The sequence below is a fragment of the Streptomyces sp. NBC_01013 genome (genome assembly GCF_045162765.1).
Classification (GTDB): domain Bacteria; phylum Actinomycetota; class Actinomycetes; order Streptomycetales; family Streptomycetaceae; genus Streptomyces.
Genome location: NZ_CP108687.1, coordinates 1,839,749 through 1,862,808 on the forward strand (window position 1 = coordinate 1,839,749; position 23,060 = coordinate 1,862,808).

The window sequence follows — 23,060 nt, forward strand, 5'->3', positions numbered from 1 at the left end:
CGGGCCCTCCCGATGCCCGGCCGTACCGAAGCCCGGCCGGCACCGAAGCCAGTCCGCACCGAAGCCCTGCCGTGCGCGAAGCCCTGCCTCAGCGGATGCCGGCAGGGCCGGAAGAGCGGCTATGCCCCCGGTACGCCCGCCGCCGTCACACCCTCGACCTCCATGCCGACCGGGGAGAGCAGGAAGACGTTCCGGTCGACGCGGTGCATCCCACTGCCCAGCCCGAAGACGACCCCACTGGTGAAGTCCAGGATCCGCTTGGCCACATCGCTCTCGGCACTGGTCAGATCGAGGAGCACCGGGATCTGCGCGACCAGGTACTCGGCGACCTCCCGCGCGTCCGCGAAGATCTGGACCCGCAGCACCACCATGCGCCGCTGCTCGGCCCGCTCCTGCTCGTCCTGGACCGTGCGGTGGTCCACTCGGGAGGGCCACTCGTTGCGACTGCGCAGCGGTACGACCTGGGCCAGCCCTTCCCACTGCTCGTCCGTGACGTCATACCTGTCGTACCTGCTCACCGGACCACCCCGTCTGTGCATCGGTTGGCGTTGCGCCGGCTGCGCTCTCTGTTCATCGGGCGATTCTCTCGCTCCTCACCCGTTCGGCCTACCAGCGACACGGTTCAGGGACCGATCGGAACCGCCGGCTGCCCTTCGGGCTCCCGCTCCGGGTCGACGGACGTGGTGGTGTCGAGGGGGGTGAAACGTACGGGAAGGTGCACCAGGGCCCGATGGAACGGCCCCGGCCGCCAGAGCAGTTCGCTCACCGGGACAGCTAGTTCCGCGTCGCACAGCTGACTGGTGAGCTGCTCGATCGCGGTCATCGCGATGAGCAGGGCCGGCTGCTTCGCCGGGCACCGGTGGGGGCCGGCCGACCAGGCCAGGTGGGCGCTGCCCCCGGAGCGCACCCCGGTGTCCGAAGTGGGCTGTCCCGACTGGGTGTTGGCTGCGCCGAAGGAGACCAGCACGAGCTGCCCGGCGCGCAGCCGGACCCCGTGGAACTCGGTGTCGTGACGCGGGTAGTGCGCCGCCAGATTGGCGATCGGCGGGTCCTGCCACAGGACCTCGTTGACCGCCTCGTGGGCGGTCATCGCGCCTCCGTGCAGTGAGCCCGCGTACCGCTCGTCGGTGAGCATGTGCAGGGTCGCGTTGCCGATGAGGTTGGTCGTCGGGTCGTGACCCGCGCTCATCAGCAACGTGATCTGACGCACAGTCTCGTCGTTGTCCAGGTTCGCCGGATGTGCGAGGAAGTACGAGGTGAGGTCGCGGCGTGGGCGGGCGCGCCGGTCGGCGACGAGACGGGTGACGACGTCGACGAGGTCGGCGTACGCGGCGGCGGCACCCTGGGCCGAGTTCATCATGCCGCCGATGCCGTCGACGATCCGTTCGGCGTCCGCCGGATCGACGCCGAACCAGGTGACGAAGACGTGCAGCGGGAGTCGCCGGGCGTACTGGGCGATGAGGTCGCCGCTGCCGGACCCCGCGAACGCCCCGATGAGCTGCTGGGCGACCCTGGCCACCTCGGCCCGCAGGAGGTGCGGCTCGATCAGGGCGAGGGTGTCATTGATGGCGTCGCGGTAGCGGGCGTGCTCCGCACCGTCGCTGAACAGCGCGGTGGGGCGGTGCCCGAGCACGGGCAGCACCGGGGAGTCCGCGGGGACCGTCTCCTGCCAGGCGCGCGGATCCTTGCTGAAGGTGTGGGTGTCCCGCAGCAGGTCGACTGCCGCCTGGTAGTCGGTGACGAGCATCGCCTCGACGCCGGGGGCGATCCGGACCGGCGCGAGCGGGCCGTGCTCGCGCAGTCTGCGGTAGTGGCCGTGCGGGTCGGCGGCGAAGTCGGGGCCGTACAGCGCCAGGGGCTGCGGCGGCTGCGGGTGCGGTGTCATGACGCGTCCTCGGGCTGCGGCAGTCGGGTCAGCACGTGTTCGGCCAGCGCGATCAGGGCGTCGATGCTGCCGCGTCGCTCCCTTGCGTCGCACTGGACCAGCGGGGTTCCGGAGTCGAGGTCCAGGTGCGCGCGCAGGACCTCGTCGCTGTGGGCGGGGGCGTCGGGGAAGTGGTTGACCGCGACGGCGTACGGCAGTCCCTGCTCCTCGACCATGTCCATGACGGCGAAGGAGTCGGCGAGCCGTCGGGTGTCCACGAGGACGAGCGCCCCCAGTGCCCCGCGCGCGATGTCCTCCCACAGGGGCAGGAACCGTTCCTGGCCGGGGGTTCCGAACATGTACAGCACGAGGTCGTCCAGCACGGTGAGGCGCCCGAAGTCGATCGCGACCGTGGTCGTGGTCTTTTCGGGGAGTCCGGCGGTGTCGTCCAGCAGGGTGCTGGACTGGGTCATCGCCTCTTCCGTGTGGAGCGTGGGGATCTCCGAGAGGGTACGGATCAGGGTCGTCTTGCCCACGCCGAAGGGACCCGTGACGACGAGTTTCATCAGGGTCCGGGCGGCAGTCGGCAGATAGCCGACGTCCGTCCGGTCAGTGGAGGGAGCGGAGTCCAACGAGCAGCCTCTCGACGAGCGACCGGTCGATCTCCCCGGCACTGGGTATCGGCGGTCGCGTGAGCAGAAGTCCGGCGGCCGCGAGGTCCGTGGCCAGGAATACGGTGGCGCTGACCGGCAGGTCCAGATGAGCCGCGCACTCGACGACGGTGAGGGCGCCCGGCTCCAGCAGGTCGCAGAGCCTGCGCTGCTCCGAGCCGGTGTCCTGCGGCAGGGCCTCCTCGGTGCGCACGAGCACGGCGAGCCGGTCGAGCGCGGGACCGGTGGGCCGGGACCGGCCTCCGGTGACGAGGTAGGCGGGGATCAGACGGCGTCCTGGGCCCGCGGTCATGGCCGGGCGGCGGTGTCCGGTTGGCGGGCGGGCGCGTGCATCGCCCGCGTCAGCGCGGTGACCTGCACCTGCATCTGGTAGGCGATGTCGCCGAGCTTGGCGCCGGGTTCGGCGAACAGGGCGAGCGTGGTGTTCTTGCCCGCCGGTACGACGATGGCGAAGCCCAGGTCCGATTCGACGACCGTCTGGGCCAGCTGCGGTGCCTCCGCGTCGGTGAAGGCGGTGGTGAAGGCGCGGGCCGCGGCGTGCAGCGTGGCCGTCATCGCGGCGACCCGTTCGCCGGAAGCCCGGTCGAGTCCGGGCGAGGCGCCCTCCACGAGGCCGTCGCCGGTGGCGACCACGGCGTGCTGGACTCCGGGCAGTTCCAGCAGCGGGGTCAGCACCCATGCGAGGTCACCGGTGCTGGGGCTGGGTGCGCTCACTTCTCGTCGTCTCCTTGGTCGTCCTGGTCTCCCAGGTGGTCGTGGCCGTCGGCATCCGGTGCGGGGGCCCGCCCGGTGACGCTCCTGCCGATCAGGGTGCCCTGCTGGAGTGCCGCCCAGGAAGACTCGGCCTGCTCGGGTGTACGGGACACCTGTTCGGCGGCCGGGGCGGCGGGGGCCGTTACGGCAGCCGCGGGCCGCGGTGCGCGCCGGCGTCTGCTGGGCAGTCCCGAGGTCGCCGCGGCGGGCGGCGGCTCCTGCGGTCCGGGCTCCGTGGGAGCAGCCGGCCTGTCCGGAGCAGGGGCGGCCGACACGGGCACCGGAGCCAGGACGGAAAGGGTGTGGTCGTCCTCCAGCACGGTCAGCAGGTGGGCGGGGACCCGCAGGATCGTGCGCATGCCGCCGAACGGCGATGCCTCGATGTGGCAGTGGAAGCCGTACTGCACGACCAGCCGCCCGACGACCGCGAACCCGGTCTGGGGCGGGTCGCCCAGCTCGGTCAACAGGACCTGGGCGGGCCCGGCCAGCAGCGTACGAGCACGGGTGAGTGCGTCGTCGTCCATGCCGATGCCCGCGTCGTCGACCACCAGGAACGCTCCCCGGCCGCCGCTCTGCTGGACCGTCACCTGTACATCGGTGTCGGGGTGGGAGTACGCGGTGGCGTTGGCCAGCAGTTCGGCGAGGGCGATCGCGAGGGGTTCGGCGGCCCGGGCGGCGAGCGCGAGGCGCTCGTCGCGCAGGTGGTTGGCCACCTTGATCCGCTCGTAGCCGGCGACCCGGGACTGTGCGCCGAGCACGATCTCGACGAGGGGCGAGCTCTGCCGGGCCAGGCCCGGCCAGGCGTCGCAGAGCACGGCGGTGGACTGGGTGCGGCGCAGCGCGAGTTCGTTGCGGAAGTCCAGTTGCAGGATGCGCGGGTCGTCGTACTCGTGCTGGAGTTCGTGCAGGAGCTGCTGGGACTGGTTGAGCAGGGACTGGATCTTGGCCGAGGTGCCGCGCATCGCCGCGCGGGCGGCGGCGTCGACGCGCTGCCGCTCCTCCATGACCGCGGTCCTGGCCGCCTGGACGGCCTCGGTGAGCAGCCGGGCCGCGCCACCGTCGACCTCGGCCGCCTCGCGCAGCCCGGGGACCTGGGCGCTGGGGTGGGAGAGGGCGAGCGCGGCGGCGGGGATCCGCTTGTGTGCCAGCTGCCGGATCTCGTCGACGAGGGCCGCGGTGCGGGCCTCGGCCGCCTTCGCCTGGCGTTCGGCCAGCTCGGCGTGGGCGACGGCCAGCTGTTCCGAGCGGGCGGCCCGGTAGAAGCGGGTCGTTGCTGCCACGGCGGCTATGACGGCGACCACCGCCACGATCCATCCCATGCCGTTACCGCGTTTCTGTCGTCGGGTCGGTCCTGTGGCCGGGGCGGCGGAAGCCGGTCCCGTGCCCGGGAGGGCCAAGGCCGGTCCCGGGGCGGGGGCAGCGGTGTGCCGGGCGGTCAGTCCGCCCGGGCCGCCGTCTCACGGGCCTGCTCCACTTCTTGCGCCACCGCTGCGACGTCGGTCATGACCTGGAGCACGCCGGGGAGTTCGGAGCCGTCGAGCTGCCGGTACTCGCTGCCGATCGTGACCACCAGCCTCTCGGGGAGTCCGAGTTCGGGGTGACGCCCCTCCCCGATGACCCGGCGGGCCGCCTCCACGGCCGGCACCCCGGCGGCGTGGAAGGCGTGGGCGCGCTCCCGCACGTACTCCAGGTAGACGATGTGGTCGCGTACGCCGGATCGGTCCAGGACCGGGCCATGCCCCGGCACGACGGTGTCGGCGCCGGTGTCCAGTACCTGTTCGCAGGCCGCGATCACATTGCTCAGCGGGCCCGCCCAGTGGATGGGGTGGTCACCCGGCTGCTGCGGCGTCGAGGAGAAGATGATGTCGCCACTGAACACGACCCCCTGTGCGGGCAGGTGGACCATGAGGTCCCCCGTGGTGTGCGCGGACGGCAGTGACGTGATCCGGACGGGGTACTCCCCCAGGGTCAGTTCGAGCTCCCCGGTGAAGTAGGTCGTCGGCCGGACCGGTTCGGTCTGCGACCAGTCGAACGGGCCGAAGTGGCGTCCGAGGTACGCGCCGAGCGCGGTGGCCGGATCGCTCCCGTTGACCAGGGCGTGCTGCTGCTGCGGAGTGGGCTCGTAGTGGATGTGCTCGCGGGCCTCACGCGTCGCGATGATCTCCGCGTCCGGGAGTACTCCGGCGCCCCAGAAGTGGTCCCCGTTGGCGTGCGTGACGATCACGCGGTCGATGGAGACACCGTCGGGCAGTCGTTTCGTGCTCTCGGCCAGGAACTGGCCCGCCAGCACCGTGTCGTACGGGGTGTCGATCCAGAGCGCGCCGCGGGGCGAGACGAGCAGGCCGCAGTTGGCCAGCCCCCAGCCCCGTTTCGGCGGGAGCCATGCGTGCAGGCCCCGCCCCAGGTCAACGACGTCTCCACCCGTGATCGACATGGACGCGATTATGCCGACCGGTTTCCGGTCTCGCGTTCGAACCCGGCCAGGGTGGCACCCGGTTGGCGTGAAATCGACCCTCTACCACTCCGGAGACGACCGACTGGTGACCGTACGAGAGCAATCGAGCCGGACACCGCGGGGAACCATCGGAATACTTCCTCTCAAATCCCCTGGATGCACGCTCCCCGGTCACCGATGTACAGCGGCCCGTCGTCAAACCGGCAGAGGCCGATTACCCACCGAGCATGGCTCAAAACAGACGCAGAAAACCCCCGGTCGAGACCGCTGGAAGCGGCCCGCCGGGGGCTTGTGGCTCACGTACTAGTAGGTCGCGGGCACGTTCCACTGCTGGTTGGCGCCGCCGTGGCAGTCCCACAGGCCGAGCGGGGTCCCGTCCGCGGTGGCGCTGCCCGGGACGTCCAGGCATCGGCCCGACGCCTTGTTGACGAGGGTGTGCGTGGAGCTGTTGTACGTCCACTGCCTGGCCGGGTCGGTGACGGCTCCGCCGGTACCCGTACCCGCACAGTCACGTACCCGTACGGCCGCGCCATTGCCCGTGCCGCCTGCGGTGAGGCAGTAGTCGGAGGGCAGCCGCAGGGTGCCGTCGGCCGCTCTCACCCAGGCCTGGTTGGCGCCGCCCGAGCAGGTGTACAGGTCGGCGACGGCGCCGTTCGAGACGCCTCCCGCCGCGTCCGCGCACTTTCCGCCCAGCCCCGTCACCGGGCCACGCACCGAGTTGCCGATCGCGAGATTCTGCACCGTGGAGCCGGCGACGACGTCGGTCCGGGTCGTGGACGCGCACGCGTTGCCGCTGTTGGACGTGCCCGAGACCGCGCCGGTGACTGCGCCGCCGTTTCCTGTGGGCGTCCCGAAGCGAGCGTCGCTGAACGGCTGGTCGTAGCAGTTGGCGCGGGAGTCGTTCCATTCGAAGTACTCGGTCCAGTCGACCATCCCGTTGGGCGAGATGGCGGTGGCCGGGGTCTTGATGGTGCCGAGCTTGTACGAGGCGCCCGTCGTGGTGTCCGCGACGGTGGCCCCGAACCAGCCGTCGCCCTCGGCCGCGACCTTGAAGGTGTAGCGGTGGCCCGCTGTCCAGGCGAGGTTCATCCGGCAGCTCATGCCCTCACCCTCGCCGCCGAAGCCCTGACACCAGCTGCCGGTGGAGCCGGCCTTGGCCTCGGAGACGTCCCAGGCGGAGAAGAGGAGCACCCGGCTCTTGCCTCCGTTGGACTGCATTCCGATGTACGCGCCGTTGCCCTGGTCGAAGCCGAACTGGTGGCTCCAGAAGACGTTCGCCTGGTATCCGGGGTCGTGCAGGACGGTGGTGGACCAGGTGACGTCGGTCAGCTTCGGCGCACCGGGGAACGAGTAGTTGGTGTAGGTGCCGGGAGTCGTCCCGATACCTGCTGCCTGCGTGGGGGCGGCCGTGCCGAGCAGGGCCAGAGCGGCTGCGGCGGCGGTGGCGGCGATGGTTCCGAACAAGTGGCGCAGAGTCATGCGTTGCACCTGCTTCTGATGGGGGGGATGGGGATCGTTGCCTCGCATGCACCGGACCGGTGCACTTCTTGCGGTGAAACCCGCCGGACAGGGCGTTGACCCTGTCCGGCCCTTCCCGGTCAGATCCCTCGGGAGCGGACCTGCCCGCGTTCGAAGTACGCGACCAGCTCGGGGTCGAGTGCCGGTACGTCGTACGGCGCACCGCCCTCGCGCAGGGAACGGGTCGCGAGGACACCGGCGGCGACGCTCATCCGGGCGGCGACCGGCGAGGTGTCGGTGACGCCCCCGTCGCGCACGAACCGGCAGAACTCCTCCATGATCCGGGTGTCGCCGCCGCCGTGCGAGCCGCCGGCCTCCGGCACCCGGTAGGTGATGTCGGCGTCGGCGCGGTATCCGCTCGGGCCGGTGTTCCAGACCTTGACCTCGTCACCGGGGCTGTCGCCGAAGTTCTCCAGCCGCCCCTCGGTGCCGATGACGGTGTAGTTGCGCCAGTAGTCGGGCGTGAAGTGGCACTGCTGGTAGGCGGCCACGACGCCGTTGTCGAGCTGCATGTTCATCACCGAGACGTCCTCGACGTCGACGATGTGGTGCAGGTCCTTGCGTGCCGTCGGCGGCCAGTCGAACTCGCGCAGCCAGTTGTCCGGGCGCGGGGTGTCCGCCTCACGGCGCGGCAGGCTGCCGTAGACGAGCAGGTCGCCCAGCGCGTTGACGCGCTGTGTGTAGCCGCCGGCCAGCCAGTGCAGCACGTCGATGTCGTGCGCGGCCTTCTGCAGGAGCAGCCCGGTGGTCCGGGTCCGGTCGGCGTGCCAGTCCTTGAAGTAGTAGTCGCCGCCGTAGCCGACGAAGTGCCGCACCCAGACCGCCTTGGGCTCCCCGATGTCACCACGGGCGATGATGTCGCGCATCAGCCGCACGACGCCCATGTGCCGCATGTTGTGGCCGACGTAGAGCCGGGTCCCGGTCTCGTAGGCGGCGCGCAGGACGTTGTCGCAGCTCTCGACGGTGATTCCCAGCGGCTTCTCCACGAAGACCGCCTTGCCGGCGCGCAGCGCGTCGATCGCGATGACCTCGTGGGTGTCGTCCGGGGTGGCGATGATGACCGCGTCGAGGTCGTCCCGGTCGAGGAGCAGCTTGTAGTCCTCGACCGCGACATCGGTGCCGAAGCGCTCGGCCTCGCGCCGGCGGACCTCGGGGTCGAGGTCGCAGACGGCGGTGACCGCCGATCCCTGCCCGGGGTGGTGGGCGGACGTCGCGATGGAACGGCGCAGGCCGAGTCCGATGACGCCGAGGCGCAGGTCTGACACGGGAGTCCCTTTCTCTGGTTGTGCTGGTCGTGCGGGCGGAGACTACTTACCGGCGAGCGAGGCCTCGAACTCGGCGCGCATCTTGTCGCCACCGCCGGAGCGCCACTTGCGCAGCTGCTCCTTGTAGGCGGAGATCGGCTTGCGGCCCGCGATGATGTCGAGCTGCACATCGGCCATGGCGGTGGTGAGCGAGGGGCTCTTGCTGGTCGACGTGTCGGAGAAGTGCCCGCTCGTCGGGTTCGTCTGGCTGATCTTGAGGAGCTCCTGCTGCCAGCCGTGGATGTTCCCGGCGAGTTCCGACTTGCCGGGCAGGTAGACGTACTCGGGGCCCGCGGCGAGGAAGGCCAGCGGCATGGCCGTGGTCACCGCCTCCGAGTTCCCCTTGGCCGTGAGCTTGACGTCGCCCTTCGCCGTGCGGGTGAAGTGCTTGCCCTCGATGCCGTTGTCGAGGAAGAGCCGCTCCTCGGTGCCGAAGGGGGCGGCCAGGTAGTCCATGACGCCCAGCAGCATCTTCACGCGCTGCTCGTCCGCCTTCTTGTTGATGGCGGTGTAACCGACCGAGCCGTAACCCATGTTGTACCTCGGCTGCGCACCGGCCTTCGCGGCGAAGGGCACGATGACGCCGAACGGGAAGTCGTACGTCTTGGCGTCCACCAGGAAGCTGGGGAAGGACTGCACATAGGCGCCGAGCGAGCCCTGGGCCATCTTCTCCATCGTGGTGCTGAGGTTGGGGTCCGGCCAGAAGAGTCCGGCCTTGGCCACCTTGACGGCGAAGGCGACGGCCTCCTGGTACTCCTCCGTCTCGTACATGTGGGTCAGCTTTCCGCCCTCCAGCCGCCAGCCGCTGGGCGCGCCGAACCACTGTCCGAACATGCCGATGTGGTTCACGTACGCCGGTTCCAGCACGTACTTGTTGCGTTTGGCGTCCAGGAGCTCCCTGCCCTTGGCGAGGAAGTCCTCGGCGCTGCTGAACTCGGCGCCGCCGACCGGCTTCCAGAAGTCCTGGTTGACCACGTAGACCTGGCCCATGGAGCCGTACGCCACGGTGACCCCGCGGATCTTGCCGTTGACCACGGCGGTCTTCCAGGCGGTGGTCGGCAGGTTCGCCAGGTTGGGGTACGCCTTCACCGCGTCGCCCGAGAGGTAGGGAGTGAGGTCGTGGAACTTGGCGTCCAGCAGCTCGGGCACGCGCTGGATGCCCTGGTTCGGCGGGAACCAGACCAGGTCGGGTATGTCGCCGCCGGCCATCATGGCGTTGAACTTGGTGAGGTACGCGTCGACGCCCTGGTCCACCACGATCGTCATGTCGAACCGCGCGCCGAGGCGCGTGTTCAGCTCCTGCCAGTAGGCGTTCCTGGCCTGTGGCGGGGCGGGGGTGGTGAAGGTCTCGGTGAGCGCCGTGATGCTGCTGCCGTCACCGGGCGGCTTGGCCACCGACCTGGTGAGGGCCTTGGGGTAGCGCAGATACGTGGCGTCCAGACCCGCGGCGTTGCCCGCCAGGTCCGCGGGGGCGGTCTGCGCGGCCACGTACGTGGGCAGCTTGAGCTTGGCCGACGCCTTGGCGCCACCCTTGCTGACGGTGGCACCGCTGCCGCAGGCGCTCAGGGTCGAGAGACCGGCCACGGTCAGACCGGCGATTCCCGCGGCGCCCATGAATCCGCGCCGGGACATGTGGGTGGACATGGGGCTCCTAGAAGTAGGTGAGGTGCGTGGGTGGGGCGATGCCGGGGTGGGCGGATCAGCCCTTGATCGCCCCGGTGAGGACGCCCTTGACGAAGAACTTCTGCAGGAAGGGGTAGACGCAGAAGATGGGCACGATGGCGATGATCAGCACGGCCATCTGCAGCGAGGTCGCGGGCGGCACCGCATGGACGCCCATGGCCGAGGCGTTGATGCTCTGGCCGTTCAGCACGTAACTGCGCAGGATGACCTGGATGGGGAACTTGCTGGAGTCGTTGAGGTACAGCACCGCGTTGAAGAAGCTGTTCCAGTACCCGACCGCGTAGAACAGGCCGACCACCGCGAGAACCGCCTTGGACAGCGGGAGGACGATCCGGAAGAGGACCGTGACCTCCCCGGCACCGTCGATCCGCGCCGCGTCGTAGAGCTCCTCGGGGATGCTCTGGAAGAAGGAGCGGACGACGACGATGTTGAACGCGTTGAGCAGCACCGGAAGGATCAGGGAGGCGTACGTGTCCAGCATCTTGAACTGCTGGACCGCCAGGTACGTCGGGATGATGCCGGGGGCGAAGAGGAACGTCCCCAGCACCAGCAGCAGGATCGGCTTGCCGAGAACCGTTCCGGGGCGCGAGGTGCCGTACGCGATCATCACGGTGCAGGCCAGGCTGAGCGCGGTGCCGATCAGCGTGATGAAGATGGAGACCAGTGCCGCCTGTGTGACGATCCCGCCGGAGAGGATGACCCGGTAGGCCTCCAGCGTCGGGTGGTGCGGCAGGAGGACGTAACCACCGTTGGCGTTCAGTTCCTCGCGCCCGGCCAGGCTGGTCCCGATGGCCAGGACGAACGGGTAGAGCACGATCACGGTGAGGACGACCAGGGCCGCCGCCTTCGCACCCTGTCCGTACCAGTGGGGCTGCTCCATCCACGGCGGCCTGCCGTGGGAGGCGCGGGGGCCTGAGCCGCCCCGCGGGCCGAATCGCGCCCTGCGAAGCCGGCCGGCGACGGACTGCTGACTCATCGGTACACTCCCTGCTCGCCGAAGCGGTGGGCCAGCTTGTTGGCGGCGAGGATGAGCGCGAATCCGATGACGCCCTTCATCAGCCCTGCGGCGGTGCTCATGCCCCAGTCGCCGTCGACGACGCCGTGGAAGTAGACGTAGGTGTCCATGACTTCGGAGGCGTCCGGGCCCACGGCGTCGCGTTGCAGGATGATCTGCTCGAAGCCGACCGAGAGGATGTCGCCGAGCCGCAGGATCAACAGCATCAGGATCACCGGCCGGATGCCCGGGAGAGTCACGTGCCAGATCCTGCGGAGCCAGCCGGCGCCGTCCATCGCGGCGGACTCGTACTGGCCCATGTCGATCGAGGCGATGGCGGCCAGGAAGATGATCGTGCCCCAGCCACAGTCCTTCCAGATGGCCTGGGCCGTGATCAGCAGCTTGAACGTGCCGGGATCCGTCATCACGTTGCCGATGCCGATGCCGTGCTCCATCAGCAGTGTGGTGACGGAGCCCGCGCCGCCGAGCACCTGCTTGAACATGGCGACGACGACGACCCAGGACAGGAAGTGCGGGAGGTAGACGACGGTCTGGATGAACCGCTTGATCTTCTCGCTGATGAGCGAGTTCAGCAGCAGCGCCAGGGCGATCGGCGCGGGAAAGTACAGCAGCAGCTGGATCGCGGTGATCTGCAGGGTGTTGGAGACGGCGCTCCAGAACTCGGGTTCGGCGAGCAGCGCGGTGAAGTTCGCGAGGCCGACGAACGGGCTCTGCTTGAAGCCCAGGAACGGCTGGTAGTCCTGGAAGGCGATGACGTTGCCCGCGAGCGGCAGGTAGAAGAAGAGCGCGAAGTACAGCACACCCGGCAGACAGAGAAGCAGAAGCGCCTTGTCCCGTTTCAGCCGGTATCGGAGCGGCTGCCTTATTCGGCTCTTCCTGCGCTTCTTCCCGGCGGGGTGGTCCGCGTCGCCGGGGGCGCGCGGCTGCGGTACGGGCGACCGCACGGCTGTGACCGGCGTATCTGCCATCGTCACAGGTACCTCCAGGGCTGATGAAGAAAGAGAGCGTTGGCGTCCTCGGAGGTGGCGCACACCTGTGGCGGGCGCGTCCACGACTCCTTCGCGGCGATAGCCACATAGTTCACGACCACCTCCTCCGATGGCAAGAGTTGTTCATTTCACAGAGATAACGAACATCTATTGGCATTCAAAAATCGCGGTACACGCACGAAGGGTGGCGACGGGTCCGCCAAACAGGCACAGAAGCGGCACAGGGACGTCGCGAAGAGGCCCTCACGCGTCTGCGGGACCGTCAGAAGGGGGCTCACCGTGCATGGTTGTGGATGTTGTTGCACGCATGTGCGCACCTTGCAGCATGCGACTGGCCTACAGGAGGCACGCATGACGGCGGGCCGCCCACATGTCGTGTGGCGGCCCGCCTTCATGCGTGCGCGTCAGGGCGCGTTCGGTGTGCGTCAGACGGCGATGACCGTCACTCCGGCCTCGGTGAAGCGCGCGGAGGCCTCGGGCGAGATGCCCTTGTCGGTGACCAGGAAGTCGACCGCTCCCAGGCCGCAGACCCGGGCGAAGGCCCGCTTGCCGATCTTCGACGAGTCGGCCGCCACGACCACGCGCTGGGCCTGCTGGGCGAGGAGCCGGTTGATGCTGGCCTCGCCCTCGTGGTGGACGTACGCACCGCGTTCGGTGTCGATCGCGTTGACGCCCAGCACGGCGACGTCCAGCGTGATCTCACCCAGCACGCCGCTGGCCAGCGGGCCCGTCAGTTCGTACGACTGAGGCCTGGCCACGCCCCCGGTCACCACGATCTTGATCTGCGGCCGGATCACCAGTTCGTTGGCGATGTTGAGGGCGTTGGTGACCACCGTCAGCGTCGGCTGACCGGACGACCCGCCCGCGCCCTCACCCACGAGGTCGGAGCGCACGGCAAGCGACCGCGCCACCTCCGTGATGGTGGTGCCGCCGGTCAGCCCCACCACCTCGCCGACCGCGACCAGTTCGGCCACGGCACGACCGATGGCCTGCTTCTCCGGGGCGTTGCGCCCCGTCTTGTAGCGCAGCGCCAGCTCGTAGCTGACACCGTGCGCAACCGCGCCGCCCCGGGTACGGGTGAGCAGGTGCTGCTCGGCCAGCCGGTCCAGGTCCCGGCGGATGGTCGCGGCCGAGACGTCGAGGGTGCCGGCGGCATCCTCGACGTCCACCCTGCCGTGTTTACCGACGAGCTCCAGCAGCGCGTTCCACCGGGCATCCCTGGACAAGAGAACTCTCCTTTACGGGTCCGGTCTGCGAGCACCCATCCCCTTGGGCGCGATCACCGGACACGCGCAAGCGTCGCACAAGGCTCCGGCGAGTCAAGCCATCTGCAAGGAAGATGCTTGATAATGCGCGCGCATCGCAGGTAACGTGCGTAACCGAGCATCCCATCCCCAGTACGGAGTGCAAAAGTGTCATTTGTCGAGATCGAGACAGCCAGCCAGCCGGCCTGCTGGCGCCGCGCCGCAGACCTCGCTCCCAGCTACGCCGCCGCGCTGCCCGCCCCCGGGGAGCGCATCGCCGTGGTCGGCTGCGGCACCTCGTTCTACATGGCTCAGGCGTACGCCTCGCTTCGTGAGGAATCCGGGCAGGGCGAGTCCGATGCCTTCGCCGCCTCTGAGTTCCCCGCCCGCCGCCGCTACGACCGGGTCGTCGCCCTCACCCGCTCGGGCACCACGACCGAGGTGCTCGAACTGCTGGACCAGCTGCGTGGGACGACCCCCACGGTGGCCATCACCGCCGACCCGAACACGCCGGTGATGGCGTCCGCCGACACCGTCGTGGTGCTCGATTTCGCGGACGAACAGTCCGTGGTGCAGACCCGGTTCGCGACCACCTTGCTCACTCTGCTGCGCGCCCACCTCGGCCTGCACACCGACGCCGTGGTCCGCGATGCGGAGGCCGCGCTGGCCGAGCCGCTGCCCGAAGGGCTGCTGGACTGCGCCCAGTTCACCTTCCTCGGCCGTGGCTGGACGGCCGGCCTCGCCAACGAGGCGGCCCTGAAGATGAAGGAGGCCTCGCTGTCCTGGACCGAGGCGTACGCCTCGATGGAGTACCGCCACGGCCCCATCAGCATCGCCACCGACGGCACCGCGACCTGGACGTTCGGCGCCGCCCCCGAGGGTCTGCGCGAACAGGTCCTCGCCACCGGCGCCCGCTGGGTGGAGAGCGGCCTGGACCCGCTGGCCGATCTGGTCCGTGTCCAGCGCCTGGCCATCGCCCGCGCCGCCGCCCGCGGCCTGGACCCGGACAGCCCGCGCCACTTGACGCGTTCGGTGGTCCTGGCCGAAGCCTGACACTGATCGGGACATGGAGATCGCAGAACGCACGGTGCGGGCCGGACCGGGCGGCGGTGCGGACGCCTGGACGGGTTTCCTCGCCGCCCCCGCGCACGGCAGCGACGTCGGTGTGCTCGTCCTCGCCGGGTCCAGCGGCCGCACGGAGGACGCGCGGTGCCGGCTGCTGGCCCGGGAGGGCATGACCGCGCTGTCGGTCCAGTGGTTCGGAGGCCCGGGTCAGCCGCCGGGCATCTGCGAAGTCCCGCTGGAGACCCTCGTGTCCGCGATCGAGTGGCTTCGCAGGGAGGGCGCGCGGCGCGTCGGGGTCCTGGGCACCTCCAAGGGCGCCGAGGCCGCCCTGCACCTGGCCGGCCACCACGGCGGCGTCAACGCCGTCGTGGCGCTCTCGCCGACCTCCGTGACCTGGGCGAACGTGGGACCGGGCCGCGACGGCAGGGCCCAGCCCCCTCGGTCGTCCTGGAGCCTGCGGGGCACGCCCTTGCCGTTCGTCCCCTACGACGACACCTGGACGCCTGCCGAGCCCGCGGGCGCGCCCGTATCGATTCTCGGCTGGTACGAGCAGAGCCTGCGGACCTGCGCAGACCGCGTCCCGGCCGCGGCGGTCCCGGTGGGCGGCCCCGGCACCGAACTCGTGCTGGTCACCGGAGGCCACGACCTGATGTGGCCCTCGCTCCGGTTCGCCGAAGAGCTGGCCGCCCGTCGCAGGGCGGCCGGTCTCCCCGTACGCCTGGTCTCCCGTGCGGACGCGGGACACCGCCCCCGACTGCCCGGTGAGGGCCCCGCGGCCCCGTCCGACCGCTACCGGTACGGAGGTTCGCCCGCCGCCGACGCCGCGCTCGGGGCGGAGGCCTGGCCGCACCTGCTCGACGCACTGCACGGGGTCCGTCCCGCCGGCCGGTCAGGCCCCCCGCGCTCCGGGCACCCTTCCGCAGGCAGGACCGTCGGGCCTCAGGACTCCTCGAAGTAGGCGTCCAGCACCGCGTCGAAGCCCTCCGTCCACTCCTTGAGGCTGCTCCGGGCAGGCGCCTCGACCTCGGCGTTGAACCAGCGCCGGGTCGACATGTGGACCGTCATCGTGAACCGCCGCCCGAACCGGGCCGGCTTCAGTTCGACGGCGCCGATCTCGTCCCAGTGGAAGTCGGCCTCCTGGTCGTCCAGCGTGTACCGGATGCCCGCGCGGTCCGCGGAGATCGAGCCACGTCGGTCGCTCACTTCGAACGACGGGCCGTCCTCGGCCTCGTTCTCGCTCGTGTCCTCCTCGTCGTCCGCCGCCGCGCCGGCGGCGGGCTCGCCGTCGGGCACGGCATCCTCGAATGCGGCCTCCACGACGGCATCTTCGGGTGCGGCACCCTCGGGTGCGGGCACCTCGGTCTGTTCCGGCTCCTCGTCCGCCTTCGCGGCGGTTCGGGGGGCCGTGAGACCAGGTATGTACGCCGGGTCTGTCCCTGCGGCGTACGCGGGCTGAGTGTTCGGATCTATGCGCTGCTCCACGGCGGGCAGTATGGCCGACGAACCTGTACGGGGCCAGTGAAGCCGCCGTTCACCGGGGGCCGGGGCCCGAGTCGGAGCCGGGGAGATGGACGGCGCGGCCCGGGGCGGGCCCATGCGCTCGGCCCGCCCCTCCCCCCGTCCCCCGTTCCCGCTCCGCCCGTCGGTCAGCCGGTGGAGCAGGTTTCGTCCCCCAGGGCGAACGCGGCCGGCACGGCGTTGCCTCCCGTCAGCGTGCCGGTGAAGCCGAAGCCCACCGAAGCGCCCGGCGCCACCTTGCCGTTCCAGGAGATGCTGGCGGCCGTCACCTTCGCCCCGTCCTGCGCGGGGGTCGCGTTCCACATCTGGGTGACCTTCTGACCGTCCGCGAACGTCCAGCCGAGCTGCCAGCCCTCCAGGGCCGCGGTCCCGGTGTTGGTGAGCGTCACATCGGCCTGGAAGCCGCCGGACCACTGGTTGGTGACCTTGTACGTCACCGAACAGGCGGCGTCCTCGGGCGGGTTGCCCGGGTCGGTGCCTGGATCCGTTCCCGGGTCCGTACCGCCCCCGTCGCCGTCCGAGGAGTCGCCGTACATGATTCCGCGCCCGTTGGTCGAGACGTACACCCGCCCGTAGATCCTCGGATCACCCGTGATGGACGCACCGATCCAGCCCCACTGGTGGGCGTCGTCGTTGATCCGGGTCCAGGTGGTGCCCGCGTCCGTGGAACGGAAGACACCGCGCACGCCACCGATCTTCGCGGTGACGAAGAGCGTCTGGTACGAGGCTCCCGCGGCCGCCTTGCCGAAGCCGACCGAGTCCGCCTGCTCGATTCCGGGCAGCTTGGTGAAGGTCGCTCCCGAGTCGGTCGAGTGCCACAGGCCGTAGGTCCCGGTCGCGCTGCCTCCGGCGAGCCACACATCTCCCTCGGTGCCCGGCACGGCCTTGAAGCGGACGTTGCCCTCGGCGGGCAGACCGTTCGACGCCTTCGCGGTGAAGGTGGTACCGCCGTCCGTCGAGACGTAGAAGGTGCCGGCCTTGTACCCGTAGAACTTCTTCGGGTTCTTCCGGTCGGACTCGACGGTCGCCCCGGCCGGTATCCCGGTGGAGGCCGACCACGAACTCCCGTACCCGGTGGTGTGGTGCACGCCCGCACCCTCCGGGCTCCACACGAATCCGCTGCCGTCCGCCGCCGCCGCGACCGTGCCGCCTCCGGTCACTCCGGCGGGCTCGGAACCCTGGAACCAGTTGGACCCGTTGTCCGTGGAGAAGCCGATGTGCGGGGCGGCGTCGGCGCTGCCGACCCGTACGACCGTGTTGGGGCTGCTCTCCGCGAAGTCGAGGCTCGTGGTCGAAGTGAGGTTGGGCGAGGTGAACATCATGCCCGGCACGGCGTCGAGGTCGGTGTGGCGGAAGCCCCCGATGTCGCCGAGCGCGCTGAGCAGCGGGGCGCCGGAGGGCGGGCTCGCCAGGTCGTTGACGGCCGTCTCCTCAAGGCCCTTCACCATGGGGGTGATCTTGAACTGGCTGCCGGCGTCCCAGTTCTTGAGGTTCTCCGTTCCGTAGATCGTGGCGCCGGTGCCATACATCATCCGGTTCGAGTCGAACGGGTCGATCTCCAGCGCCTCCGTCATCCAGCCCAGCTTGGGCGAGGTCTCCGGCGGCGTCGGGTTGGCACCCCAGGTCAGCCAGGGCACGGAGGAGACGTCCTGGGTGAAGCGGTTGGTGCGGTTCGGGTAGCTGCTGTAGTCCCAGGCCTGCGTCCACGTCGCCCCGCTGTCCGTGGAGCGGAAGATCTGGGTGTCCGGCCACCAGGAGCTGTACGCCGTCGCCATCAGGGTGCCGGGCCGCTGCCGGTCCACGGACAGCCCGCTGAAGCCGTAGTAGGTGTCCGCCTCGGCCACCGGGCTGACGTCCTTCCACTCGCCGGTCGCGGTGGTGTACCGCCAGATCCGGCCCTTGCCGCCGTCGTACGGACCGCCGGTGTCGCTCAGCGTCAGGTACAGATAGCCGTTCTCCGAGTCGAGCACCCCCTTGTGGGCCAGGTACCCGGTCGGCTGACCGGCGATCCGCGACCAGGTGGCTCCGCCGTCCGTGGAGCGGTAGACGGTGTTCTCCTTGTCGGCGACCCCGACGTAGATGTCCTTGGTCGCGCTGCCCGCGCTGCCGGTGCGCTCGTCGAAGGTCACCCAGACGATGCCCTGGTTGTCGCTTCCGTATCCGCTGGTGTCGGTCGGGTCCTGGGAGTAGTTACCGGGGTTGGGGAAGGCCGTCACCTGGGACCAGGTCACTCCCGAGTCGGTGGAGCGCCACAGGCCCTTGCCGCTGGGCGCGCCCAGGTACAGCACGGAGTTCTTGTTCGGGTCGACCGCGAGGCGCTCGCCCATGCCCCGGCCCGGCATGTTGCCTCCGAGCTTGAAGGGCAGGGTGCCGGCCTTCCAGCTGGCGCCCCGGTCCGAGGAGCGCAGAACCGCACCGTTGGTCGGGTCCCAGCTGTTGGTGTACGTACCCACGGCGGCGTACACGTTGTCCGGATCGGCCGAGTCGGAGGCGAGACTCACCACTCCGGACCAGCCCCAGTGGTCCCAGTCCACCCAGTCGAGCAGCGGAGTCCACTGCTTGCCCGACTGGTCCCAGCGGTAGGCGCCGCCGATGTCGGTGCGGGCGTAGGCGAGGTTCTTCTCCGACCGGTTGAAGACGATACCGGGGACGAAACCTCCGCCGTCGATGCGGACGTTCTTCCAGTCGTACGTGTCTGCGGCCAGGGACACATCGGATGCTTCGGCAGCCGACACGAGCTCGTTGGCTCGTGCCGATGCCGGGGAGCCGGCAGCGAACAGGCCGGCGGTGAGAGTGAGTGCCGCCAGGAGGGTGGCAAGGGGTCTAGCGCTTGAGCGCACGGAAACGTCCTCTCCGAACGAGACCGCCGACAGCGGCGGTACAGGGCGGGTACAGATGTGGGAGCGCTCCCATTCGCGTCCCGATGGTAGCGGCGCGGGCCCGCCGGGAGAAGGGTGAAGGGGAGGGTTCATCGGATGACTTCGCGACCCCGCGGAGAGACCATTGCGGCAGCGTCAGGCAATTCACCCGTCACACGGTCAGCGAAGCTTCGACCGGTGGCCCTCCACGCCAATTGCCGGCGGGAACAACCGTGTTGCCGATATCGGCCCACCCCGACGAAGGCGCCCAGGTCGCCCTCGCCCGGTGCGGCATCGGAGAGTCCGGCTGCCCGTCCGGGGGCCGCCGGGACCGGACGATCCTCACCCCGAGGGCGTACGGCCCAACCGGCTAGGGTTCCTCCGCGTGCATGTGTGCAACAGGGGGTGTGGATGGGTGAGGTCGCGTTGATCGATGCGGTGCGGAGCGGGGACGCGGGGGCCGTGAGCAGGCTCCTGGAGGCGGGCGCCGACCCGGAATCGGCCGACGCGCGGGGCGTCCCGGCTCTCTGCCTGGCCATCGCGGCGTTCGACGAACCGGTTGCCACCGCCCTGACCGAGGGAGGCGCCGATCCGCAGCGCCCCCTCCCCGACGGGTCCACTCCGCTGCTCCGGGCAGTCGACTGCGGCACGGTCTCGGTCGTCCTGGCGGTGCTGCCCGGCCTCGGGGAGCACCTCACCGAGACCGGGCGGGCGGAACTGCTGGCACGCGCACGGCACTGGCACGAGGCAGGCGCGGTAGCCGAGTTGCGTCGCAGAACGGGCGACTTGGGCCCGCCGTGCCGGACCCGGGTGCGGGACGGCGACTGGTGGACCGACTACGACGAGATCACGCTCGGCGGCCTGACCGTGCGCGACGGGCACGCCGCAGTACTCAGCAATCTCGAAGAGTGGTTCGAGCGACATCGGCCCATGGATGAACTGCTCGCGCGTGCCCTCGCGCATCCCGATCCGGAGCACGCCGACTGGTCCGAGACCGTGAACGTTCTCGCCCGCCGCAACGACGAGGAGACCTGGGCGGCGGCGGTGGGGCTGCGGTCCCACCCCGACCCCCTTCACCGGCTGTTCGCCGCGGATGTCCTGCGCGGCCTCGTTCTGCGGGAGGCGTCGGCCGATGCGCGGCCGGTCGTGTTCGAACCGCGGGCACCGGTGGTCTTCCTCCCCTGGGCCGTCGAGGAAACGGACCCGGCCGTCCTCCGCCTCGTCCTGCGTGCACTGTCCGAGTCGGACTCCCCGGACCCTCGGGTCGAAGAGGTGGGACTCTCCTGCGTCACCCACCCGGACGCGGAGGTGCGGCGCGAGGCGGCCTCGCTCCTCCAGCGATTCGAGGGCTCTTACACCCTCGTGGCGCTGCGGGCGCTGTTCGCCCTCACGCGCGACGCCGACAACGGCGTGCGGGCACACGCGTGTGCACTCCTCGGCGGCCATCAGGGCCACACCCAGGACATCACGGACGTACTGGCCGAACGCCTCGGCGACGAGGACCAGATGGTGCGCATCTGGGCCGTCTACGGGCTGGCCGAACGGGATGACCCGCGATGCCTGGCGGGCAACGAGCACGAGGGGCCGGTCGACTGGCGGTCCTGGCCGGACAGCCACATCGTGGAGGCCGGTCGGCGATACCGGTGGCGGATGGGCGCCGGAGCGGGATCCGAGGGACCTCGGACCGCCCCGGGCGCGCGGCCCTGATCCCTTGCACGCCGCGACGAGCTCCCAGGCGGTGACGGCCGCACCGGGGTGCTCACCCTGCCGCAGGTGGAGTGCGCCTGCGCCGCCCCATTGCCCGCCTCGAACGCGGAGGAGATCCCTGACCCGCTGGAGCGGATCCATACGGACGGGGCCGTCTTCGACTCCGAGGTCGTACGCCGGTTGGTCACGCGCACCCCGCACGGCGACCCCCTGTCGAGGCCGACGCCGTGCGAGCGCATCGCCCTCGCGGCGCCGGGCTCACGCGTACCAGTCGGCCATCCCGGGCGGATCGCACAGTTCGAGTACCACCTCGCCCGCCTCGGACGTCATGCCTCCGAAGGGGCGCACCCTGTCGCCGACGCTCACCAGGTGCGGAGCCGCGCCCACGATGCGGCACCGGTACACGAAGCCTTCCGGGAACCTGACCAGGGACTCGTTGCGCATGACACGCGAGTACCGGTTGACGACACTGGACCGCACGACGACACCGTGGCCGTCGCTGCGCTCCGCCTCCAGATCGCTCGACGCGCAGACGGGACACAGGAGTTTGCGGAAGGAAGCGGTGCCGCACCACCGGCACACCTGGTACACCAGGCCTTCCGTACTGTGCGACCCCGCTACGTCGTGAGCAGTGGGTTCCACGTCGATTCCGGTCATGGACACGTCTCGGCCTCCCGCGCTCGGCTCGGTGCGCCGCACCTGCGGCGACGGCACTTCGGCACCGTATGGCACTTGGTTCCACGAAGTAAAGGTACTGAGTGCCGAGGAGTGGTGAACCGCCGAGTGAACTACCTCTCAGTCGGGCCTCGTTCCTCTCCCAGTGCCGATTCGATGCGCTGCACCACCCGCCACATCGGGGCACCTTTCGGCGCGATCATCACGATCACCTCGTCCTCGGCGGCCGGCGCGGGGGGACGCTCGACCGCCGCCCCCCATACGGAGCGGACCAGTTCGAGCGCCCGGTCCACCTCTGCGCCCGCATCACCCCGTCCGCCCGAACGCAGCCAGGACCGCAGCCCGTTGTTGTGCGCCGCGACCACCGAGGCCGCGATCACCTCGGCACGCAGGGCCGCGTCCGGAGCCCCCGACCACCGCCGCTCCAGATACCCGGCCATGGTCCGCTCGTAGCGGCGCACCACGGAGAGTTCGTACGTACGCAGGCCGGGCACCTCACGGGTGAGCCGGTAGCGCTGTACGGAGAACTCCGGCTTCTCCGCGTACATCCGCAGGACCAGCCGGGCCGCCTCGCACACCGCCTCCACCGGCTCGCCCTCCCCGGCCGCGTCCAGGAACGCGGTCATGTCCGCGAGGCACCGCTCGTGGTCGGGGAAGACTGCATCCTCCTTGGAAGGGAAGTAGCGGAAGAACGACCGCCGGCCCACCCCCGCGCTGGCAACGATGTCGTCCACCGTGGTCCGCTCGAACCCGCGCTCCATGAAGAGTGCGAAGGCGGCCTCGGCGAGCACGTCACGCATGGGGGGCTTCTTGGCCGGCCCGCGGTCATCGGTCATGCCGGAAACGTAGCACCGGAAACGCATATCCGGCACTGAGTACCTTTACGCGGGGTACTGGGTATCATAGGGTCGTCGCAGAGTCACCACGAAGTACAGGGAGAGCCGGCGTGAGCTTGAGGATCGTTGTCTGTGTGAAGTACGTGCCCGACGCGACCGGTGACCGGCATTTCGCCGATGACCTGACGTTGGATCGTGAGGATGTCGACGGTCTGCTGTCGGAGCTGGATGAGTACGCGGTCGAGCAGGCGTTGCAGATCGCGGACGCGGCGGACGATGCGGAGGTCACCGTGTTGACGGTGGGTCCGGAGGACGCCAAGGACGCGTTGCGCAAGGCGTTGTCGATGGGTGCGGACAAGGCTGTTCACGTCGAGGACGACGATCTGCACGGTACGGACGCGATCGGTACGTCGTTGGTACTGGCGAAGGCGCTCGAGAAGACGGGTTACGACCTGGTGATCTCGGGGATGGCGTCGACGGACGGCACGATGGGTGTGGTTCCGGCGCTGGTCGCGGAGCGTCTGGGTGTGCCGCAGGTGACGCTGCTGTCGGAGGTGTCGGTGGCGGGCGGTGTCGTGCGGGGCCGTCGTGACGGCGACTCGGCGTCGGAGCAGCTGGAGGCGTCGTTGCCGGCGGTGGTGTCGGTGACCGACCAGTCGGGCGAGGCGCGCTACCCGTCGTTCAAGGGGATCATGGCGGCGAAGAAGAAGCCGGTCGAGTCGCTGGATCTGGATGATCTGGGGATCGACGCGGACGAGGTGGGCCTGGCCGGCGCGTGGAGCGCGGTCGAGTCCGCGGCACAGCGTCCGGCCCGCACCGCGGGCACGATCGTCAAGGACGAGGGCGAGGGCGGCAAGCAGCTGGCCGAGTTCCTGGCCGGCCAGAAGTTCATCTGAGCCCCGGCT

Annotated in this window: 21 protein-coding genes; 4 read left to right on the forward strand and 17 right to left on the reverse strand. The window is 70.1% G+C overall.

Annotated features, from left to right (window positions below):
• Positions 1–119: 119 nt before the first annotated feature.
• The 13 genes from OG538_RS07855 to OG538_RS07915 form a co-directional block, all read right to left on the reverse strand.
• A complete protein-coding gene (locus tag OG538_RS07855; RefSeq protein ID WP_406091481.1) occupies positions 120–518 on the reverse strand; it encodes a cell division protein SepF in 399 nt (132 codons plus the stop codon).
• 104 nt (positions 519–622) lie between these two features.
• Positions 623–1,885 (reverse strand): cytochrome P450, encoded by a 1,263-nt coding sequence (locus OG538_RS07860; protein WP_406091483.1) that lies wholly within the window; start codon positions 1,883–1,885, stop codon positions 623–625.
• A complete protein-coding gene (locus tag OG538_RS07865; RefSeq protein ID WP_406091485.1) occupies positions 1,882–2,496 on the reverse strand; it encodes a GTP-binding protein in 615 nt (204 codons plus the stop codon). Before OG538_RS07865 ends, OG538_RS07860 begins: the two co-directional genes overlap by 4 nt.
• Positions 2,474–2,827, reverse strand: a complete 354-nt coding sequence (locus tag OG538_RS07870; RefSeq protein ID WP_399302591.1) for a DUF742 domain-containing protein — start codon at positions 2,825–2,827, stop codon at positions 2,474–2,476. The genes OG538_RS07865 and OG538_RS07870 overlap by 23 nt, the downstream gene beginning before the upstream one ends.
• Positions 2,824–3,249, reverse strand: a complete 426-nt coding sequence (locus OG538_RS07875) for a roadblock/LC7 domain-containing protein (RefSeq protein ID WP_406091487.1) — start codon at positions 3,247–3,249, stop codon at positions 2,824–2,826. The genes OG538_RS07870 and OG538_RS07875 overlap by 4 nt, the downstream gene beginning before the upstream one ends.
• Entirely contained in the window at positions 3,246–4,607 is a 1,362-nt protein-coding gene (locus tag OG538_RS07880) for an ATP-binding protein (protein WP_406091489.1), read from the reverse strand. The genes OG538_RS07875 and OG538_RS07880 overlap by 4 nt, the downstream gene beginning before the upstream one ends.
• Before the next feature lie 116 nt (positions 4,608–4,723).
• Positions 4,724–5,722: an MBL fold metallo-hydrolase gene (locus OG538_RS07885; RefSeq protein ID WP_406091491.1), complete on the reverse strand. Its 999-nt coding sequence runs from the start codon at positions 5,720–5,722 to the stop codon at positions 4,724–4,726.
• Positions 5,723–6,046: 324 nt separating this feature from the next.
• On the reverse strand, positions 6,047–7,222 hold the full coding sequence (locus OG538_RS07890) for a ricin-type beta-trefoil lectin domain protein (RefSeq protein ID WP_406091493.1): 1,176 nt from the start codon (positions 7,220–7,222) through the stop codon (positions 6,047–6,049).
• A 119-nt stretch (positions 7,223–7,341) separates the two neighbouring features.
• Positions 7,342–8,526 (reverse strand): Gfo/Idh/MocA family protein, encoded by a 1,185-nt coding sequence (locus OG538_RS07895; protein WP_406091495.1) that lies wholly within the window; start codon positions 8,524–8,526, stop codon positions 7,342–7,344.
• Positions 8,527–8,568: 42 nt separating this feature from the next.
• A complete protein-coding gene (locus tag OG538_RS07900; protein WP_406091497.1) occupies positions 8,569–10,209 on the reverse strand; it encodes a hypothetical protein in 1,641 nt (546 codons plus the stop codon).
• Between the two features lie 55 nt (positions 10,210–10,264).
• The gene (locus tag OG538_RS07905; RefSeq protein ID WP_406091498.1) at positions 10,265–11,224 is read right to left on the reverse strand and encodes a carbohydrate ABC transporter permease; all 960 of its coding nucleotides are present in this window, start codon (positions 11,222–11,224) and stop codon (positions 10,265–10,267) included.
• On the reverse strand, positions 11,221–12,231 hold the full coding sequence (locus OG538_RS07910) for an ABC transporter permease (RefSeq protein WP_406091500.1): 1,011 nt from the start codon (positions 12,229–12,231) through the stop codon (positions 11,221–11,223). Before OG538_RS07910 ends, OG538_RS07905 begins: the two co-directional genes overlap by 4 nt.
• Before the next feature lie 446 nt (positions 12,232–12,677).
• Positions 12,678–13,478, reverse strand: a complete 801-nt coding sequence (locus OG538_RS07915) for a DeoR/GlpR family DNA-binding transcription regulator (RefSeq protein WP_406091502.1) — start codon at positions 13,476–13,478, stop codon at positions 12,678–12,680.
• 186 nt (positions 13,479–13,664) lie between these two features.
• Between OG538_RS07915 and OG538_RS07920 the strand changes: the two genes are divergently transcribed.
• The gene (locus OG538_RS07920; RefSeq protein WP_406091504.1) at positions 13,665–14,549 is read left to right on the forward strand and encodes an SIS domain-containing protein; all 885 of its coding nucleotides are present in this window, start codon (positions 13,665–13,667) and stop codon (positions 14,547–14,549) included.
• 13 nt (positions 14,550–14,562) lie between these two features.
• Positions 14,563–15,519 (forward strand): acyl-CoA thioester hydrolase/BAAT C-terminal domain-containing protein, encoded by a 957-nt coding sequence (locus OG538_RS07925; protein WP_406091506.1) that lies wholly within the window; start codon positions 14,563–14,565, stop codon positions 15,517–15,519.
• Here the strand turns inward: OG538_RS07925 and OG538_RS07930 are convergent.
• A complete protein-coding gene (locus OG538_RS07930; RefSeq protein ID WP_406091508.1) occupies positions 15,501–16,043 on the reverse strand; it encodes a hypothetical protein in 543 nt (180 codons plus the stop codon). The genes OG538_RS07925 and OG538_RS07930 overlap by 19 nt on opposite strands.
• 164 nt (positions 16,044–16,207) lie before the next feature.
• Positions 16,208–18,919, reverse strand: coding sequence for a cellulose binding domain-containing protein (locus tag OG538_RS07935; RefSeq protein WP_406091510.1), 2,712 nt, complete (start codon positions 18,917–18,919; stop codon positions 16,208–16,210).
• A gap of 429 nt (positions 18,920–19,348) precedes the next feature.
• Between OG538_RS07935 and OG538_RS07940 the strand changes: the two genes are divergently transcribed.
• Positions 19,349–20,644: a HEAT repeat domain-containing protein gene (locus OG538_RS07940; protein ID WP_406091512.1), complete on the forward strand. Its 1,296-nt coding sequence runs from the start codon at positions 19,349–19,351 to the stop codon at positions 20,642–20,644.
• A gap of 258 nt (positions 20,645–20,902) precedes the next feature.
• Here the strand turns inward: OG538_RS07940 and OG538_RS07945 are convergent, their stop codons facing one another.
• A complete protein-coding gene (locus OG538_RS07945; RefSeq protein ID WP_406091514.1) occupies positions 20,903–21,307 on the reverse strand; it encodes a zinc ribbon domain-containing protein in 405 nt (134 codons plus the stop codon).
• Positions 21,308–21,432: 125 nt separating this feature from the next.
• On the reverse strand, positions 21,433–22,155 hold the full coding sequence (locus OG538_RS07950; protein WP_406091515.1) for a TetR family transcriptional regulator: 723 nt from the start codon (positions 22,153–22,155) through the stop codon (positions 21,433–21,435).
• 110 nt (positions 22,156–22,265) lie between these two features.
• On the opposite strand from OG538_RS07950, the gene OG538_RS07955 reads away from it, so the two are divergent.
• Positions 22,266–23,051 (forward strand): electron transfer flavoprotein subunit beta/FixA family protein, encoded by a 786-nt coding sequence (locus OG538_RS07955; RefSeq protein ID WP_406091517.1) that lies wholly within the window; start codon positions 22,266–22,268, stop codon positions 23,049–23,051.
• Positions 23,052–23,060: the final 9 nt, after the last annotated feature.

What these genes read in the sequence shown, in the direction of transcription:
- OG538_RS07885 (WP_406091491.1), bottom strand. Translation starts at nt 5,722, where the DNA reads ATGTCGATCACGGGTGGAGACGTCGTTGACCTGGGGCGGGGCCTGCAC.
- OG538_RS07900 (WP_406091497.1), bottom strand. Translation starts at nt 10,209, where the DNA reads ATGTCCACCCACATGTCCCGGCGCGGATTCATGGGCGCCGCGGGAATC.
- OG538_RS07880 (WP_406091489.1), bottom strand. Translation starts at nt 4,607, where the DNA reads ATGGGATGGATCGTGGCGGTGGTCGCCGTCATAGCCGCCGTGGCAGCA.
- OG538_RS07910 (WP_406091500.1), bottom strand. Translation starts at nt 12,231, where the DNA reads ATGGCAGATACGCCGGTCACAGCCGTGCGGTCGCCCGTACCGCAGCCG.
- OG538_RS07860 (WP_406091483.1), bottom strand. Translation starts at nt 1,885, where the DNA reads ATGACACCGCACCCGCAGCCGCCGCAGCCCCTGGCGCTGTACGGCCCC.
- OG538_RS07925 (WP_406091506.1), top strand. Translation starts at nt 14,563, where the DNA reads ATGGAGATCGCAGAACGCACGGTGCGGGCCGGACCGGGCGGCGGTGCG.
- OG538_RS07950 (WP_406091515.1), bottom strand. Translation starts at nt 22,155, where the DNA reads ATGACCGATGACCGCGGGCCGGCCAAGAAGCCCCCCATGCGTGACGTG.
- OG538_RS07940 (WP_406091512.1), top strand. Translation starts at nt 19,349, where the DNA reads ATGGGTGAGGTCGCGTTGATCGATGCGGTGCGGAGCGGGGACGCGGGG.
- OG538_RS07905 (WP_406091498.1), bottom strand. Translation starts at nt 11,224, where the DNA reads ATGAGTCAGCAGTCCGTCGCCGGCCGGCTTCGCAGGGCGCGATTCGGC.
- OG538_RS07890 (WP_406091493.1), bottom strand. Translation starts at nt 7,222, where the DNA reads ATGACTCTGCGCCACTTGTTCGGAACCATCGCCGCCACCGCCGCCGCA.
- OG538_RS07870 (WP_399302591.1), bottom strand. Translation starts at nt 2,827, where the DNA reads ATGACCGCGGGCCCAGGACGCCGTCTGATCCCCGCCTACCTCGTCACC.